This is a genomic window from Bacillus sp. 166amftsu, from assembly GCF_900107445.1.
Taxonomy (GTDB): Bacteria; Bacillota; Bacilli; order Bacillales; family Bacillaceae_G; genus Bacillus_A; species Bacillus_A arachidis.
The window spans coordinates 729,574-746,582 of sequence record NZ_FNQA01000001.1 but is presented as its reverse complement, the minus strand read 5'-3'; the positions used below and the strand labels follow the sequence as shown (position 1 = coordinate 746,582).

General features: G+C 36.1%; 18 protein-coding genes. 13 read left to right on the top strand and 5 right to left on the bottom strand.

The annotated features are described in order from the left end of the window. Window positions 1-68 precede the first annotated feature (68 nt). From BLV40_RS04260 to BLV40_RS04235, 6 genes are all read left to right on the top strand, one after another. Complete coding sequence (locus BLV40_RS04260) at window positions 69-707, top strand: class I SAM-dependent methyltransferase (protein ID WP_090687591.1); 639 nt, start codon at window positions 69-71, stop codon at window positions 705-707. 14 nt (window positions 708-721) lie between these two features. Next, window positions 722-1,417 carry a 5'-methylthioadenosine/S-adenosylhomocysteine nucleosidase gene (gene mtnN, locus BLV40_RS04255; protein ID WP_090687586.1) on the top strand — a complete coding sequence of 232 codons (696 nt, stop codon included), beginning with the start codon at window positions 722-724 and terminating at the stop codon, window positions 1,415-1,417. An 82-nt stretch (window positions 1,418-1,499) separates the two neighbouring features. Continuing rightward, entirely contained in the window at window positions 1,500-2,423 is a 924-nt protein-coding gene (locus BLV40_RS04250) for an O-acetylserine dependent cystathionine beta-synthase (protein ID WP_090687582.1), read from the top strand. A 2-nt stretch (window positions 2,424-2,425) separates the two neighbouring features. Further along, window positions 2,426-3,559, top strand: coding sequence for a bifunctional cystathionine gamma-lyase/homocysteine desulfhydrase (locus tag BLV40_RS04245; protein ID WP_090687578.1), 1,134 nt, complete (start codon window positions 2,426-2,428; stop codon window positions 3,557-3,559). A gap of 258 nt (window positions 3,560-3,817) precedes the next feature. Beyond that, complete coding sequence (gene adhE / locus BLV40_RS04240) at window positions 3,818-6,421, top strand: bifunctional acetaldehyde-CoA/alcohol dehydrogenase (protein ID WP_026593451.1); 2,604 nt, start codon at window positions 3,818-3,820, stop codon at window positions 6,419-6,421. Window positions 6,422-6,546: 125 nt separating this feature from the next. Beyond that, the gene (locus BLV40_RS04235; RefSeq protein ID WP_026593450.1) at window positions 6,547-6,780 is read left to right on the top strand and encodes a YrhC family protein; all 234 of its coding nucleotides are present in this window, start codon (window positions 6,547-6,549) and stop codon (window positions 6,778-6,780) included. A gap of 264 nt (window positions 6,781-7,044) precedes the next feature. On the opposite strand, the gene BLV40_RS04230 is transcribed toward BLV40_RS04235, so the two are convergent. Next, window positions 7,045-7,800 (bottom strand): HAD family hydrolase, encoded by a 756-nt coding sequence (locus BLV40_RS04230; protein WP_090687574.1) that lies wholly within the window; start codon window positions 7,798-7,800, stop codon window positions 7,045-7,047. Window positions 7,801-7,915: 115 nt separating this feature from the next. Here BLV40_RS04230 and BLV40_RS04225 point away from each other — a divergent pair, with 115 nt between their 5' ends. After that, on the top strand, window positions 7,916-8,869 hold the full coding sequence (locus BLV40_RS04225; protein ID WP_026593448.1) for a LacI family DNA-binding transcriptional regulator: 954 nt from the start codon (window positions 7,916-7,918) through the stop codon (window positions 8,867-8,869). A 4-nt stretch (window positions 8,870-8,873) separates the two neighbouring features. Continuing rightward, window positions 8,874-9,380 (top strand): GNAT family N-acetyltransferase, encoded by a 507-nt coding sequence (locus BLV40_RS04220; protein ID WP_090687571.1) that lies wholly within the window; start codon window positions 8,874-8,876, stop codon window positions 9,378-9,380. Window positions 9,381-9,391: 11 nt separating this feature from the next. On the opposite strand, the gene BLV40_RS28795 is transcribed toward BLV40_RS04220, so the two are convergent. Continuing rightward, window positions 9,392-9,976: a CPBP family intramembrane glutamic endopeptidase gene (locus tag BLV40_RS28795; RefSeq protein ID WP_211482101.1), complete on the bottom strand. Its 585-nt coding sequence runs from the start codon at window positions 9,974-9,976 to the stop codon at window positions 9,392-9,394. A 255-nt stretch (window positions 9,977-10,231) separates the two neighbouring features. Here BLV40_RS28795 and BLV40_RS04210 point away from each other — a divergent pair, with 255 nt between their 5' ends. Then, the gene (locus BLV40_RS04210; protein WP_090687568.1) at window positions 10,232-10,690 is read left to right on the top strand and encodes a GNAT family N-acetyltransferase; all 459 of its coding nucleotides are present in this window, start codon (window positions 10,232-10,234) and stop codon (window positions 10,688-10,690) included. A 100-nt stretch (window positions 10,691-10,790) separates the two neighbouring features. After that, window positions 10,791-11,168 carry a hotdog family protein gene (locus BLV40_RS04205; protein WP_026593445.1) on the top strand — a complete coding sequence of 126 codons (378 nt, stop codon included), beginning with the start codon at window positions 10,791-10,793 and terminating at the stop codon, window positions 11,166-11,168. A 60-nt stretch (window positions 11,169-11,228) separates the two neighbouring features. Here BLV40_RS04205 and BLV40_RS04200 read toward each other — a convergent pair whose 3' ends face one another. Then, window positions 11,229-11,774, bottom strand: coding sequence for a helix-turn-helix domain-containing protein (locus BLV40_RS04200; RefSeq protein WP_026593444.1), 546 nt, complete (start codon window positions 11,772-11,774; stop codon window positions 11,229-11,231). Window positions 11,775-11,932: 158 nt separating this feature from the next. On the opposite strand from BLV40_RS04200, the gene BLV40_RS04195 reads away from it, so the two are divergent. Then, the gene (locus BLV40_RS04195; RefSeq protein ID WP_026593443.1) at window positions 11,933-12,337 is read left to right on the top strand and encodes a DoxX family protein; all 405 of its coding nucleotides are present in this window, start codon (window positions 11,933-11,935) and stop codon (window positions 12,335-12,337) included. A gap of 21 nt (window positions 12,338-12,358) precedes the next feature. Further along, a complete protein-coding gene (locus BLV40_RS04190; protein ID WP_026593442.1) occupies window positions 12,359-13,216 on the top strand; it encodes a VOC family protein in 858 nt (285 codons plus the stop codon). 18 nt (window positions 13,217-13,234) lie between these two features. Here BLV40_RS04190 and BLV40_RS04185 read toward each other — a convergent pair whose 3' ends face one another. Further along, on the bottom strand, window positions 13,235-13,549 hold the full coding sequence (locus tag BLV40_RS04185; protein WP_026593441.1) for a 4a-hydroxytetrahydrobiopterin dehydratase: 315 nt from the start codon (window positions 13,547-13,549) through the stop codon (window positions 13,235-13,237). Beyond that, a complete protein-coding gene (locus BLV40_RS04180) occupies window positions 13,527-15,284 on the bottom strand; it encodes an aromatic amino acid hydroxylase (protein WP_090687565.1) in 1,758 nt (585 codons plus the stop codon). Before BLV40_RS04180 ends, BLV40_RS04185 begins: the two co-directional genes overlap by 23 nt. A 473-nt stretch (window positions 15,285-15,757) precedes the next feature. Between BLV40_RS04180 and BLV40_RS04175 the strand changes: the two genes are divergently transcribed. Beyond that, on the top strand, window positions 15,758-16,996 hold the full coding sequence (locus tag BLV40_RS04175; RefSeq protein ID WP_090687563.1) for a TolB family protein: 1,239 nt from the start codon (window positions 15,758-15,760) through the stop codon (window positions 16,994-16,996). The last annotated feature ends 13 nt before the right edge of the window (window positions 16,997-17,009 follow it).

Genomic DNA, 17,009 nt, shown 5'->3' with positions numbered 1-17,009 from the left:
TCAATTGACATTTTCGAAAAGAAGGCATATCATACTGATAAAACCGATAAGAAAAAGGGGAATTCGATATGGGTACAGAATTTAACGGTTTATTTGATGAGTGGGCTCATACGTATGATTCATTCGTACAAGGCGAAGATATACAATATAAAGAAGTTTTTGCTCGTTATGAGGCCATTTTAGAGGATGTAGTAAATAAATCATTTGGAAATGTATTAGAATTTGGTGTTGGTACTGGTAATTTAACAAATAAATTATTACTTGCTGGCCATACTGTATACGGCATAGAGCCGTCACGTGAAATGCGTGCTATCGCAAAAGAAAAGTTACCAAAAGGATTTTCGATTACAGAAGGAGATTTTCTTTCTTTTGATGTCCCGAATTCTATTGATACAATTGTAAGCACCTATGCATTTCATCATCTAACAGATGAAGAAAAAGACGTAGCAATTGCGAAATATAGTCAATTGCTTAATAAAGGTGGTAAAATAGTGTTTGCTGATACGATATTTGCAGATCAAGAAGCGTATGATAAAACTGTTGAAACTGCAAAACAAAGAGGTTTTCATCAGTTAGCAAATGATTTGCAAACAGAATACTACACACGTATTCCGATCATGCAATCTATTTTTGAAAACAATGGCTTCCACGTAACGTTTACGAGATTGAATCATTTCGTTTGGGTAATGGAGGCAACTAAGCAATAGAAAGAGGGATTAGATTGAGAATTGCTGTAATTGGAGCAATGGAAGAAGAAGTACGTATTTTACGTGACAAATTAGAACAGGCAGAAACAGAAACTGTTGCAGGTTGTGAATTTACGAAGGGACTATTGGCAGGGCATGAAGTAATCTTGTTAAAGTCTGGTATTGGTAAAGTGAATGCAGCTATGTCAACGACAATTTTATTAGAGAGATACCAACCTGAAAAAGTAATGAATACGGGTTCAGCTGGTGGATTCCATCAATCTTTAAACGTGGGTGATGTAGTTATTTCAACAGAAGTTCGTCATCATGATGTGGATGTAACTGCATTTGATTATGAATATGGTCAAGTGCCAGGCATGCCACCAGGATTTAAAGCTGATGAAGAACTAGTTGCATTAGCTGAGAAATGTATGAAGGCAGAAGAAAACATTCAAGTGGTTAAAGGAATGATTGCAACAGGAGATTCATTTATGAGCGATCCCAACCGAGTTGCAGCAATCCGTGATAAATTTGAAAATCTTTACGCAGTAGAAATGGAAGCAGCAGCGGTTGCACAAGTTTGCCATCAATATAACGTTCCATTTGTAATTATTCGTGCACTTTCTGATATTGCTGGGAAAGAATCAAATGTTTCATTTGATCAATTTTTAGATCAAGCAGCTCTTCATTCTACAAACTTTATTGTAAAAGTATTAGAAGAGTTAAAGTAATGTAACAAAAAGGCAACTGTCTCATATAAAGAAAATACATACAGTTGCCTTTTCTTTATTGGCGAATAAGGAGGAGAACACGATGAAGGTGTATCGTGGAGTTCATGAGTTAATCGGTCATACACCGATTGTAGAAATTACTCGTTTTCCACTTCCAGAGGGCGTTCGTTTATTTTCAAAGCTTGAATTTTATAATCCAGGTGGAAGCGTGAAAGATCGATTAGGAAGAGAATTGATTGAGGATGCACTGGCACAAGGCTTTGTAGCGCAAGGTGGAACGATTATTGAACCGACAGCTGGAAATACTGGTATTGGACTGGCACTTGCTGCATTAGAGTATGATTTACGTGTGATCGTTTGTGTACCAAAGAAATTTAGCATTGAAAAACAAGAGTTAATGAAAGCTCTCGGTGCAACGGTTGTGCATACACCAACTGAACAAGGGATGACAGGCGCAATTGCAAAGGCAAAAGAATTAGTAAAAGAAATTCCAAACTCATACTCTCCAAGTCAATTTGCAAATGATGCAAATCCACGTGCTTATTTCAAAACATTAGGTCCGGAGCTGTGGGAACAGTTGGGTGGAGAGGTTAACATATTTGTGGCAGGTGCAGGTACTGGTGGTACATTTATGGGAACTGCCTCCTATTTAAAAGAACAAAATCGTGAAATTAAAACGGTGATTGTGGAACCAGAAGGATCTATTTTAAATGGTGGTGAAGCAGGTTCACATGAAACAGAAGGAATCGGTCTTGAATTTATTCCGCCATTTTTAAAATCATCATATTTCGATGAAATTCATACCATTGCTGATCGAAATGCATTCAGGCGTGTGAAAGAATTAGCGCAGAAAGAAGGCCTTCTTGTTGGCAGTTCTTCGGGAGCAGCATTTCATGCAAGCTTATTAGAGGCTGAAAAGGCAAAACCAGGTACAAATATTGTAACGATTTTTCCAGATAGCAGTGAGCGTTACTTAAGTAAAGATATATACAAAGGGTGGGAATGAAAATGAGAGCAAAAACAAAGTTAATTCATGGTATTCGCATAGGAGAACCTTCAACTGGATCTGTAAACGTACCGATTTATCAAACAAGTACGTACAAACAAGAAGCAGTTGGAAAGCATCAAGGATACGAATATTCACGTACAGGAAACCCGACACGTGCAGCGCTAGAAGAAATGATTGCCGTATTAGAAAACGGTCATGCAGGGTTTGCTTTCGGTTCAGGAATGGCTGCGATTACAGCAACGATTATGTTATTCTCAAAAGGAGATCATGTCATTTTAACAGATGACGTATATGGCGGAACATATCGCGTAATTACAAAAGTATTGAATCGTTTCGGTATTGAACATACATTTGTAGATACAACAAATTTAGATGAAGTAGCAGAAGCAATTCTTCCGAATACGAAAGCAATTTATGTAGAAACGCCAACAAATCCACTATTAAAAATTACAGATATTAAGCAAATTTCTACATTGGCAAAAGAAAAAGGTTTATTAACAATTATTGATAACACATTCATGACGCCTTACTGGCAGTCACCAATCTCTTTAGGTGCAGATATTGTACTTCACAGTGCAACGAAATATTTAGGTGGACATAGTGACGTTGTTGCTGGATTAGTTGTTGTAAATAGCGCGCAATTAGCAGAAGACCTTCATTTCGTTCAAAACTCAACAGGGGGCATTCTTGGACCACAAGACAGTTTCTTACTACTTCGTGGTTTAAAAACATTAGGAGTCCGTATGGAAGAACATGAAACAAATTCACGCGCCATTGCTGAGTTTTTAAATAATCATCCAAAAGTTAATAAAGTATACTATCCAGGCCTTGGATCACATCCAAATCATGCATTAGCAACTGAACAAGCGAATGGATACGGTGCAATTATTTCATTTGATGTAGATAGTGAAGAAACGCTAAATAAAGTACTTGAGAAACTGCAGTATTTTACACTTGCTGAAAGTTTAGGGGCGGTAGAAAGCTTAATTTCTATTCCAGCACAAATGACTCACGCATCTATCCCTGCAGATCGCCGTAAAGAATTAGGAATTACGGATACATTAATTCGTATATCTGTGGGTATTGAAGATGGTGAAGATCTAATTGAAGATTTAGCGCAAGCATTAGCATAATAAAAAGCACTGCTAAAAAAAGGCAGTGCTTTTTTAAAAAATAATTTGTGAAACCTTTCACAAATTAGACACACACAATTAAAAATATTTCGTGTATAGTAAAATCATGAAATGATGCTTCACACATAAACTTGTGAAATATTTCACAAACGATGGAATTCATGTAGGGAAAGTAATTCTATTTTTTTATGCTAAATGGGACTTTTAGAGACCCTGAGGGACGATTAAAGTCCATATAGCGGAATTGGAGGAATTCACATGGTAGTCAAAGAGAAAGTTGTAAATGAAATGCAAGAAGTAACAGAAATGATTGATACGTTGGTAAAGAACGGTCAGGCAGCTTTACAAGCATTAGAGGATTTTACACAAGAGCAAATTGACAACATTGTACATGAAATGGCACTTGCAGGTGTAGATCAACATATGCCACTTGCAAAAATGGCTGTTGAAGAAACCGGGCGTGGTGTATATGAAGACAAATGCATCAAAAATATATTTGCCACTGAATATATTTGGCATAGTATGAAAAAAGACAAAACAGTAGGAATCATTCATGAGGATCCTCATGAAGAAGTGATCGAAATTGCAGAACCAGTCGGTGTAGTTGCTGGGGTAACACCAGTAACGAATCCAACTTCGACAACGATGTTTAAAGCGTTAATCGCAATGAAAACAAGAAATCCAATTATTTTCGCATTTCATCCTTCTGCACAAAATTGTTCAATTGCAGCAGCAAAAACATTACGTGATGCGGCAGTGAAGGCAGGGGCACCAAAGAATTGTATCCAATGGATCAAAAAACCTTCTGTTGAGGCAACAAAGCAATTAATGAATCATGAAGGGGTTGCGCTTGTTTTAGCAACTGGGGGTGCAGGAATGGTGAAATCAGCATATTCTACTGGTAAACCAGCTCTTGGCGTAGGACCAGGAAACGTACCTTGTTATATAGAGAAATCAGCGCATGTAAAACGTGCTGTAAATGATTTGATTTTATCAAAAACTTTTGATAACGGTATGATTTGTGCTTCTGAACAAGCGATCATTGTAGACAAAGAAATTTACAATGATGTGAAAGAAGAAATGATAGCAAATAATTGTTACTTTGTGACAGAAGATGAGCGTAAAAAATTAGAGAAGCTTGTTATTAATGAAAATACATGTGCAGTAAATAGTGATATCGTCGGAAAATCAGCGTATTATATTGCAGCATTAGTCGGAATTACAGTGCCAGAAGATACAAAAATGCTCGTTGCTGAAATTAAAGGTGTAGGTGCTGATTATCCACTATCTCGCGAGAAATTAAGTCCAGTACTTGCTTGTGTAAAAGCAAATTCACTTGAAGAAGGATTCACATATTGCGAAGGAATGTTAGAATTAGGCGGCTTAGGTCATTCAGCGGTTATTCATTCGACAAATAAAGAAGTGCAAAAACAATTTGGTTTACGTATGAAAGCGTGCCGTCTCATTGTAAATGCACCGTCATCACAAGGTGGAATTGGTGATATATATAATGCATTTATTCCATCACTCACACTTGGATGTGGTTCATATGGAAAGAACTCAGTTTCTCAAAACGTAACGGCAACGCATCTATTAAATATAAAAAGACTTGCAAGTAGAAAAAAGAATTTGCAGTGGTTCAAATTACCACCTAAAATTTATTTTGAAAAACATGCTACAGGGTATTTAGCAAATATGCCAAATATTTCACGCGCATTTATTGTAACGGATCCTGGAATGGTCGAGCTTGGTTATGTGGATACAGTAACGCACTATTTACGTAAACATACAAATGATGTGAAGGTGGAGGTATTCTTTGAAGTAGAGCCAGATCCATCAGATGAAACTGTATTTAAAGGTGCTGAAATGATGAGGAGTTTCAAGCCAGATGTGATTATCGCCCTTGGCGGTGGATCGGCAATGGATGCAGCAAAAGGAATGTGGCTCTTCTATGAGCATCCAGAAACAACATTCTTTGGAATAAAGCAAAAGTTTTTAGATATAAGAAAACGTACATGTAAATATCCGAAGCTTGGGAACAAAGCGCAGTTTGTTGCGATTCCAACAACATCAGGAACAGGGTCAGAAGTGACGCCATTTGCGGTTATTACAGATAAGAAGAATAATATAAAATATCCGTTAGCTGATTATGAATTAACGCCAGATGTAGCGATTGTCGATCCGCAATTTGTCATGACAGTGCCACCGCATGTAACTGCAGACACTGGCATGGATGTATTAACACATGCAATTGAAGCATACGTGTCTATTATGGCAAATGATTATACAGATGGTTTAGCATTAAAAGCGATTGATCTTGTATTCAAATATTTACCGAGAGCATATAAAGATGGCAAAGACGAAGAGGCGCGTGAGAAAATGCATAACGCTTCTGCGATTGCTGGAATGGCGTTTGCCAATGCGTTCCTTGGCATTAATCATAGTTTGGCGCATAAAATTGGTCCGGAATTTCATATTCCGCACGGACGTGCCAACGCAATCTTAATGCCACATGTTATTCGTTATAATGCAATCAAACCAAGAAAACATGCATTATTCCCAAAATATGAGCACTTTGTTGCTGACGAACGTTATGCCCATATCGCAAGAATGCTTGGACTTCCAGCGAGCACAGTAGAAGAAGGCGTAGAATCACTCGTACAAGCGATTATTGCTCTTGGAAAAGAATTGAATATTACTATGAGCATTGCTGGACAAGGTGTGGAACAAGAAGCATTTGAAGAAGTTGTTGGCATGTTAGCGGAAAGAGCCTTTGAAGATCAATGTACAACAGCAAACCCAAAATTACCGCTGATTTCAGAGCTGCAAGAAGTATATATGGAAGCATACAAAGGAGTGTAATAAATGGGAAAGAGCCGCATTTTAGCGGCTCTTTTATTTTGGAAAACTTCTCCCTCATTGGCTGTATTTGCTTGTCTCAGAGACTATTAGAATATGATACAGTGAGAATGAGGAGTGGTAAAGAGATGAAAGAATTACAACAGAAAATAGCAGATTATATTCGCTTCGGTCAAGTTCTTCTCGCACTAGCCACATTTTTAATGATTGGTTTATTGATTCCGAATGGAGGAAGAGAAACTGTACAATCCTTTGCAATGATGGGTGTTATAGTCTTATTTTTAGGAATGTCATTTTTCTTTTTTAAGCGTGTTAAAGCGTTGCGTGATAGGTTAGAGGAGAACGATTATGAATCAAATTGATAGATGAAACGCTATGAAAAGAGTGTATCTTTTTGTAGCGTTTTTTTCGTATAAAACTTTATATACGATTTATATTGACAATGATAATCTTTATCAATTAGAATGGAGTAGAATTAAGTTCTAATTTAAGGTCATTTGTGAACGGAAAGTTCTTGTCCATTGTTAGAACAAGATAAATATCTAGTATATACTTGAAAAATCCCCCCCTCAACTGTAGTTTTCTTTATACTAGTTATGATATGGATGCAGTAGACAAGTCTTTGTCTACTGTCTTTTTTTCGTTAAAACTTGTATATCGCTGTAATCAGTGATGATAAAGTCCGCATACGGTGTTAATTCTTCTATTGCATGTTCATGATTGGCAATGCCTACAGCAATACTTCCAGCCTCTTTAGCCATTTTTACATCTACAATAGTATCTCCAACCATTACTAGATCATTTGGTTTAATATTAAGCTGTTCACATGCTTTGGTAATCATTTCTGGATGAGGCTTTCCGTTTTCTACATCTTCTGGCGTAAAGAGAAATTGAAGAGATGGTATGTTAAGTAAATCAATACATTTTTTTGTTCTCACCTTATTATCTGAGGTAAGAATACCTGTGTATATTCCTTCTTTTTGCAAAGAAATAATGCATTCAGTTATACCTGGAATAGGATGAAAAGCTTGTTCAATGGATAATTGCTCATTACTTTCTTCAAATATGGTAGTAGTAAGCTCTTTGCAACGATGCCATGGATATTTTTTGATTTGATATAAAAGGCTAGCAACAACAATAATTTCTTCTTCTTCAGATGCGACTGCTAATAGGCCTTTAAAATCAACTTTGTTTGGATGTACAAATCCAACTGCTTTTTCCCACAGCGGTTCATACTTTTTACCGACAATTTGTGAAAACTTGTATTTTCGCAGTCTATCAATTTCCTGCCAAAATGGAATCGCGTGAAATAATGTACCATCCTTATCAAAGGCAATTGCTTTCGTTTCAATAACCTCTCCAGAAATTTGAATTTTCCCCATATTTCATGTCACCTCGTTTATAATAGTTACCATATACTGTACATTCTGAAATGCATTACAGGTCAAGGAGGGAGTTAAGATTTCTACAATTGAAGATATCGCTAAATTAGCCGGAGTGTCTAAAGCAACAGTTTCCCGTGTGATCAATCATCATCCGTATGTACGTCCAGAATTAAGGGCGAGAGTGCAGGCGATTATTGATGAAAAAAATTATGTGCCTGTGGCAACGGCGAAAGATCTACGTCGTCTACAAACAAATTTAATCGGTGTAGTCGTACCAAATTTACATCATCCCTTTTTTAGTCAGTTAATTCAAGAGTTAAGTGGTATTTTAAAAATAGATCGTTATGATGTCGTGATATTACAATCGAATTATGAAGTTGAGAGAGAAAGAGAATTTTTACAATATATTAGGACGAAAAAGTTAGATGGGCTTATTTTTACTACACTTTCTTTGCCAATAGAGGAAATAGAGCTTGCGATAACTTCAGGAGCAATTGTTATTTGTAATGAACATGTAGAAACAGAACTCGTATCTACAGTTCAATTTGATGAAGAGTTAGCCGGTTATATTGGAACGAGGCATCTTTTGGAAAATGGATATACACGTATAGGGTTTTGTTACGATACATTAAAAAGTAAAGCGCAGAGACAGAGATACCAAGGCTATAAACGAGCTTTAAAGGGGTACGATATACAGGTGCAACGAGAATGGATATTTTCGAATTGCTGTGGACTGAAGGATGGAAAGAATATTATACATATCATTCAATCTATGCAAAATGCACCTGATGCAATTTTTTCAGGTAGTGATGAGATAGCTGCTGGAATCATTATGGAAGCGCAGCGATTAAGAATTCGTATCCCACAAGATTTTGGTGTTATGGGATTTGATAATCAAGAACTCTCCATGATCATGCACCCTAATATAACAACGATTAATACCTCCATCAAAAGTATGGCAAAGAATTCTATCGTATTATTGCATAAACAATTACGAGGAGAGCATGTACAGCGTATACAATTGCCTATCTCAGTTATAGAAAGAGAATCTACAAGAAAGGAGTAGGAGTATGTTCCATACAGATCGTTTACAATTTCGTAAATATACAATGGCTGACTTAGAGTTTTATGCATCCTTATGGGGAAATGAAAAAGTAATGCGCTACATTGGGAATGGAATGCCGAAAACATACGCACAGTGTAAAAAAAGTCTTGAAAGCTGGGTGCTTGCTAGTTATAAAAACGGTTTAGGATTATTTCTAATGATTGAAAAGAGAACAGATACACCAATTGGTCACGCAGGGCTCGTTAGGCAACAAGTAGATGGCAAAGAAGAAATTGAAATTGGGTACTGGTTACTTCCTGAATATTGGGGGAAAGGGTATGCAAAGGAAGCAGCAACAGCTTTTCGAGATTACGGCTTTCAAGGGTTAAGACTAAATAAACTCATTTCCCTTATTAATCCAGATCATCCTGCATCTATCTTTGTCGCTCGAAAAACAGGAATGAGTTATGAGAAGACAGCATCATTTCATGGAATAGATATTCTTGTATATGCAATTAAAAGAGCTGGATAAACCCTGCTCTTTTAAAGAATGAGGCCACTCAATACCATTAATAGATTTAAAACTATATGCCATATAGTAGCTGGAATGATGCTATTTGACTTCACAACTATTCCTCCATAAAATATACCAGCTAAAATGAAAGCGGTGGAAACACTCCAAGAAAAACCTAAAGAATAATGCTGGAAACCAAAACCAATGCTTGTAAGCAAAATAGCCCATTTTTCACCAAACTGATTTGTAAACTGATGTAATAAGATTCCTCGCCAAATACATTCTTCTAATGCGCCATTGATAACAGAAAACAATATGGGAAATAACATAATATGTTGTATGTAAGACAAATCTTTTTGCAGTAGAAAAGGTATAAAAGTGATGATATTAATAGAGATGGCGATGATGAGAAATAGATAAATTTTTACTTGATGAGGTCCTTTCCAAATAAAAGGCATATGTAAGGTATGGTTCCATTGTGGTTGATTCCAATTTAGAGATATCCGCTGTTGGCATGCAAGAGCATCTAAGAGAAATGGTAAAAAAACAAGAAGTAGGCAAAGACGTTTTACAATAATTGTTAGTTCTCTTGAAGAAAATGAAATTTGATTCATAGCAGATAAATAAAGGGAAAATCTCATTCCAAATAAAAGAGAAGTCCATACAAAACGATGATAATGTTGCTTTTTAAGCAAAGGAAGTAATGTAAGAATCCATAGACTAAAAAATACTATATTAGTAGTTTGCACGGTAATTATAAGGAATGTAAAAGAAAGCAGTAAGGAAAATTTCTCCATCTTTTTCTCTTTTTAAAAAGGTAATATTTATCTCTTAAAGAATAGTATATAACAATAAAAGGGGGAATGGGATTGTATATTTATCATAATGGACTCATTATTCGAGAAGGAACGACAGGTGTACCAGCTTATGCAATTAAAAGTTTATTTGAAGATGCGGGCTGGAGCAACAATAGCATTCCATCTTGGCAAATTGAAAAATTTACGATAGCATTTGAAAATTCAACATGGGCTTTTACGATTTGGGATGATGAAGAAATGATTGCGATGGTTCGTGTCATTTCTGATCAGATCATGGCTGCCAATATTATGGATTTAGTTGTGAAGTATGAATATAGAGGAAAGGGATTAGGCAAGAAGCTCGTTTCCCTTTGTATGCAGAAACTACCCCATGGGGATTGGTTTGCACATACATCTGCGAATAATTTTGATTTTTATCGTAGTTGTGGTTTTGAAGTACGTGATTTATCCCAAAATGGGACATGTGCTTATTACGGTTATAATGAAGCAAAAAAAGAGGGGCATCGATAGAATAGCGATTGAAAACTATAAAATGAACTATCATTCATTTTATAGTTTTTTTATGTTAAAATTATAAAGAAAATTCAGAATCTTGAAAAGGGGGATGAAATTGAATATTAAAGTAGGAGATATGTTTCGTTATGAAAGAACATTTACAGAAGAAGAGGTTTTGGAATTTGCTCATCTTACAGGGGATAAAGGGAGACATCATATGGAACATGATGAGCAGGGACGTTTAATGGTACATGGTTTATTAACTGCAAGCATTGGAACGAAAATTGGTGGAGATGTACATTACATAGCACGGGAATTTGTAAGTGAATTCATCAGGCCCGTTTTTACTGGAGATACAATTACTTGTGATGTAACTCTTACAAGTGTAGAACAAATGGAAGGGTACAAAAAGGTATCTATGGAGTTGATTTATCGTAATCAAAAAGGTAAAGACGTATTAGTAGGAACAAGTTACGGGATCATACGAGAGTAACGTGTATATTGTTCATATAAAAGTTAAAAGGCATTGCAAACATATCGTTTGCAATGCCTTTTAATATACGCGCTTTCGATTTTCAGCATGGCTAGAGATGAGTAATAATGCAGATTCTTCGCCAATATTACGCACAATATGTGGCACGCATGCACTCCAGGAGAAAGAATCTCCTTCTTCCACAATCGCGATATCTTCTCCATGTTGTACTTCTAATTTACCGCGTAATACAAGATGACATTCTTCACCTTCATGAGCATTTGGTGTGTTTTCTTTTGGGAATCCAACTGGAATCTCTACTAAAGATAAACGAAGGCCTCCTTGTTCAGCGACATGCTCAATCCTTTGTTCATCTTTTCCATATACACTATATTTTCGTTCCTCTTTTTTTACAATTTTCATGTGATCTTTTTGCTCAAGTAATAAATAAGGAAGAGGAACGTTTAAAAATTTGGAAATTGTTTCTAAAGTTGAGATGGATGGGGACGTTTTATTATTCTCGACTTGACTCATAAAACCTTTAGAAAGTCCCGTCCCTTCACAAATTTGGGCGATAGTAACGCCTCTGCGTTGACGAATTTCACGTATTGCAGAACCGATATTCATAATAATCAAGCTCCTTTTTTGTAGACAACTATTTGTATCATAGCAAAAAAAAACATTTTTTTCTCAAGAAAAATAAATTGACGAATAAAAATTTTTATTGTATGTTTTGTAATGTAAATAAAAGATTTATATTACAAAACAATAGAGGAGAGAACAAAATGAATCAACATATTGGTAATTTAATTATTCGTATCGTATTAGGAGTAACGTTCTTTATGCATGGTTTGACAAAGTTTCAATCAGGGATTGATAATATTGCAGGATGGTTTACAAGCATTGGTTTACCTGGAGCGCTTGCATACGGCGTAGCGACGGTAGAATTAGTTGGTGGTCTATTATTGATTATTGGTTTAGGTGTACGTTATATTGGATTATTATTCGCACTTATTTTAGTTGGGGCAATTGTAAAAGTGAAATGGTCTGCTGGTTTATTAGGCGATGGAAAGAATCCAGGGTATGAACTAGACCTTGCTTTATTAGCAATGGGCCTTTACTTATTCGTTGTTAAAGCTGAAGGTTTTGTAGATAATTTCTTAAAAGCAACTGTATTCAAAAAAGATTAATCGAAATGGAGGCATAACAATATGAGCTTTCAACTTCATCCCAATACAACACTCGGTGTTGTGCATTTATATGTATCGAATGTAAAGACATCACTGACGTTCTACACAGAGGTATTACGTTTGAAAGTGATAAAAGAAGAAGAAATGATCGTTACGCTTGGTAATGAAAATAATGAACCGCTTCTTATAATAGAGGAGAAAGAAAATGCTCTTCCAAAACAAAGAAGTCGAACTGGTTTATATCACTTTGCAATCTTACTACCAAGTAGACAAGATTTAGCAAATATTCTTCGTCACCTTGTGCAGAAAGTATATCCGTTACATGGCGGGGCAGATCATTACTTTAGCGAAGCAATTTATTTAGCTGACCCAGATGGAAATGGAATCGAAATTTATCAAGATCGTCAAAGAGAAGTGTGGCGAGATGAAAAGGGAGAGCTTCCGTTTGTTAGCAACCCATTAGATGGTGAAGGATTATTGCAACAAGGAAATGCGTGGAACGGATTTCCAAGGGGAACGGTAATGGGGCATATCCATTTGCATGTTGCTGATTTAGAAGAAGCAAAACGTTTCTATGTAGATGGACTTGGATTTGAAGTAACGATTCCAGCTCGAAACGGTGCATTATTTGTTTCAGCAGGTGGTTATCATCATCATGTTGGTTTAAATACATGGCAAGGCGAAGGTGTGCCGCCGCAAATGCAAGATTCCGTTGGTTTGAAATATTTCACCATTGTACTAGCAGATGAAAAACAAAAAGAGCAAATGTGTGAAAGCTTAAAATATATTGGCGCGGTTGTTATGTACAAAGAGGGAATATTACAAGTAGAGGATCCATTTGGCCACTGTATTCACTTAATTACAAAAGGAGAAGCCTAAATAAAGGCTTCTCTTTTTTTACTTTCTTATAATTGCTTTTTCATTTTGTAAAAAAAGTTCATTAAACTGTCTTGCGAGTTCGAAATCAAGTTTTGTTAAACCTTTTGCATTCCATGATGACAAAGTAATAATGACTGCTTTATACTGAATAAGGATAAATGGATGGTGATTGTGTTCTTCTGATAGTTTGGCTGCTTCAGAGACAAATTCGACACCTTTTAAGTAGTCGGAAAACATATATTTTCTTTCAATCCATTTTTCATCTTTCACTGTCCATTTATCTAACTTTGTTAATTCCTCTCGTACTTCTTCATCTGTTAGTCGTTGCATTATTTTTCACATCCTTTATTGAGAGTAGAGTAAGACCATTATTAATTAAACGTTGAACAGATTCGTTTTTTGTAAAAGTAGATAGCTGTTGTAACAACTGAGCAGATGTTTCGTGTCCTTTGTTATGTTCTAAAAGCAATTCTAAAATTTCAAGACGAAGTAACCATTCTTTTGTAAAGAACTGATTTAGGACTTCTTGAATTGTTACTAATTGTTCTACATGTGAATTTTGTAACATGCCTTCATTTCGAATATCGCGAACAGTTTGATACATACGATCAAGCTCCGTTAAGGTAAGTGATGTAGGTGTTTCTTCTGCTTCTTCCTCTACTCCGAAGAATGCTGCCACGTCTGCTGCACCTGGGAATACAGAAGTGATTTCTGAACCAACTGCCATGTCAAACGCTCCCCATGAGGCATCAAATAATAGACGATCTTTGTAAATCACTGTGCAATTTGTAAATGAAATAAGAGCGATTTTTTTATCGTTTTTCACAATATCAGTCACTGTTCCTTTTACGTGAACACCGCTTGTGAAGAAGAGTTCCGCTTGATTACCAATGATAACGCCTAATGATTGTAACTCTTCATCTGTACAATCCTCGAGTGAGATATTTCTTTCTAATAAACCAACTGGTGTACCAAAGCCATCTTGATGTACAGCTGTAGAATGATTTGGTAGTTGTTTATTATTTAGTGCTAATGCAGTCGGTGTGTTTGTTTTCATGTAAATCACTCTACCTGCATCATCTTGAATTTTTTCTGCAAATGTACCTGTAATTTGTAAACCACTACTTAATTGAGCGGTTGCATTGTTTTCAGAACGAATTGCTTTTTCTAATCCTTTTGCGCCACCTGTCTTGAAAGCCATTGTTTCAGAGAAGTTCTCAAGTGCCTCTGTTAATTCTTCAAATGACTCGCATACAAATAGCTGTGGCTGCATTTTTGTAACATCATATGTCGTTTGTATACAAGTTTCAATGGAGAATGGAACTTTTTCAACAGCGTCTGTTAAACAATGTTTGCTCTCACCAACAGAGGAAAGAAGACCAGCACCGTAAATTTTTGGATTATTTATATCTCCAATTAAGCCGTACTCGACTGTCCACCAGAAAAGACGAGAAATTTGTTCTGCTTCTGATAAGCCAGAAACAAGCTTTTGCTTTTCTGCAACTTCTTTTTCAGCTGCTACAACTTCTTCTGGTGTAGAAGTTGGACTTTCTTTCACAATTGTTAAAGTACGTACAGCTTCAAAAGCATCGTGCTCTTCTTTCGTTGAAAATGCTTTTGCTCCAATTTGTCCAAATCGTTTTACATATTTTGCATATGTAGGGTCAAGTAAAATCGGTGCATGCCCAGCTGCTTCATGAACGATATCAGGCGCTGGCGTATATTCAATGTTTTCTACTTTACGAATATCTGTTGCGATCGGTAATAAACCATGCCCTTGAAAATCAAAGAACGCTACGCCAGGAATAAGACCGTCAATCGTTACGGCGCCCCAGCCACTTGGTGCTAAACATTCATTCATTTCTTCCACCTTTGGAATCGCATCTATATTAATACCAGATAATTGCAGTCCGTTCACATAGGCTGGATGAGCAACATCTTTTAAAAAGTTATGATTTTGTCTCATAATGTAACGCCATACAGCGTGATTAATTGGTGTATATTGATCGTAATGCTGCGTGGATACAAATGGTTTTAAATGTGATGGAATTTCTGTTTTTGTTGTCATTCATACATCCTCCTTTTTATACGTAAAAATTGCTCTCGTTCCTTTTACGTATATCACCTCCTTTCAAAATTTGTAAGCGCTTATAAAATTTTATCACAAGATTCGGAATTATTTAATATTTGTTTTGTGAGAAACAGAAAAAGCCCCTATCGGAAAATCCGATAGGGGCGGAAAAATAGCGGGATCACCTTAAGTACGAGAATGCTTACATCTCAGTTACTGATAACGGAAAAATCCGTCTTTTTCTTCATGTACAAAGCATTATGAAAAATTATAATTTGCACAAACCATCAGTTCACTGAGTCATAGATATAAGCCGCTACTAGGGATGCCTTAAAAGCTATAATTCGTTCAATTAAATTATGTTTTTTATAAAAATATATTTAAAAAGTTGTCAATGTAATAATCTTTTTCAAATAGTAAATAGGCGGGCATGATAAAGGAGATTAATTATGGGAGGATGAAAGAGAAAGATGTGGAAAAAACTGCTTATTTTTATACTTTGTATTTGTTACTTGCAAGAAACTACTCTTGATGTTCAAGCTGAGGAAAAAGATATACGAGTAGCGTTTATTCGTAATCATGATCTCTGGATCAAACTTGATGGAAAAGAAAAACAAATAACAAAAGGAGAATACATAACAAAACCCAAATGGTCACATGATGGAAAGTGGATTGCATATGCAAAAGGTGAAGAGCAAAAAGAGCTCGAATTGTACCACGTTGTGGATGGGGAAAAAGTTGTTCCTTCTCAAACAGAAGCAACGAATTATCAATGGTCGCCGGTAGAAAATATAATTGCATTTGAATTTACAGGTACATTAAATACATTTGATGCAGAGAAGAAGAATGCAACGTTTGAAAATGTATCATCGGGTGTTGGTGATTATGCATGGTATCCAGATGGAAAGAAATTTCTTGTTTCGTCTGAGGCTCAGTTGCTTCCAACGGGTTGGACAGGAGCACAGTTATATGAAGTACAAAAGGATGCTGGAATGAATCCTAATAAAATGAAACACCTGTATACATTACCGAGTATGCAGGAGGATTTTCTCGCTTATGTTGCAAGTAATTTCAAGTGGTCTCCAAATGGAAAGTGGATTGCATTTTTAGCTGTTCCAACCGCTTCGTGGTCAGCGGATAGTAATACACTTTGTCTTTTGAAAGCGGATGGGAGTCATTTTGAAAAAGTAGATCAAATGTTATTAAATAGCCAGTGGATACAATGGGCTCCATCGAAAAATACATTGGCTTATATTGAAGGAAGCGGGAGAATTGCATTAGAAAATAAACATTTAAAAACAAAAGAAGTCCCTGCCCTTCAGCAAGAAAAATTTACGCCTAAAGGGGATGTTGATTGGGATTTCACATGGCATAATGACGAACTTATTACACTTTCAAGAGCTCGAGAAATGGAGTGGAAAAATGAAGAAGAAAAAAGATCATTCCCTTCTTTATACCAAGTAAATATTCAATCAAATCGCCAGCGCCAAATTACAACTCCCCCAAAAAAATATGGGGATTACAATCCAGTTTATATAAAGCGTGAAAATCAACTGACATGGATGCGTTCTGACCGTAAAAAGGCAGATATGTGGTTGGCGAATGGGGATGGAGCAAAAGCGAAGAAATGGATTGAAAATATAGATGTACCCGAGTGGTATTATGAAAAATGGAATTGGGAAAATGTTATTGCTGTAAAAGAAGATTGAAAAAAGCCGCCTA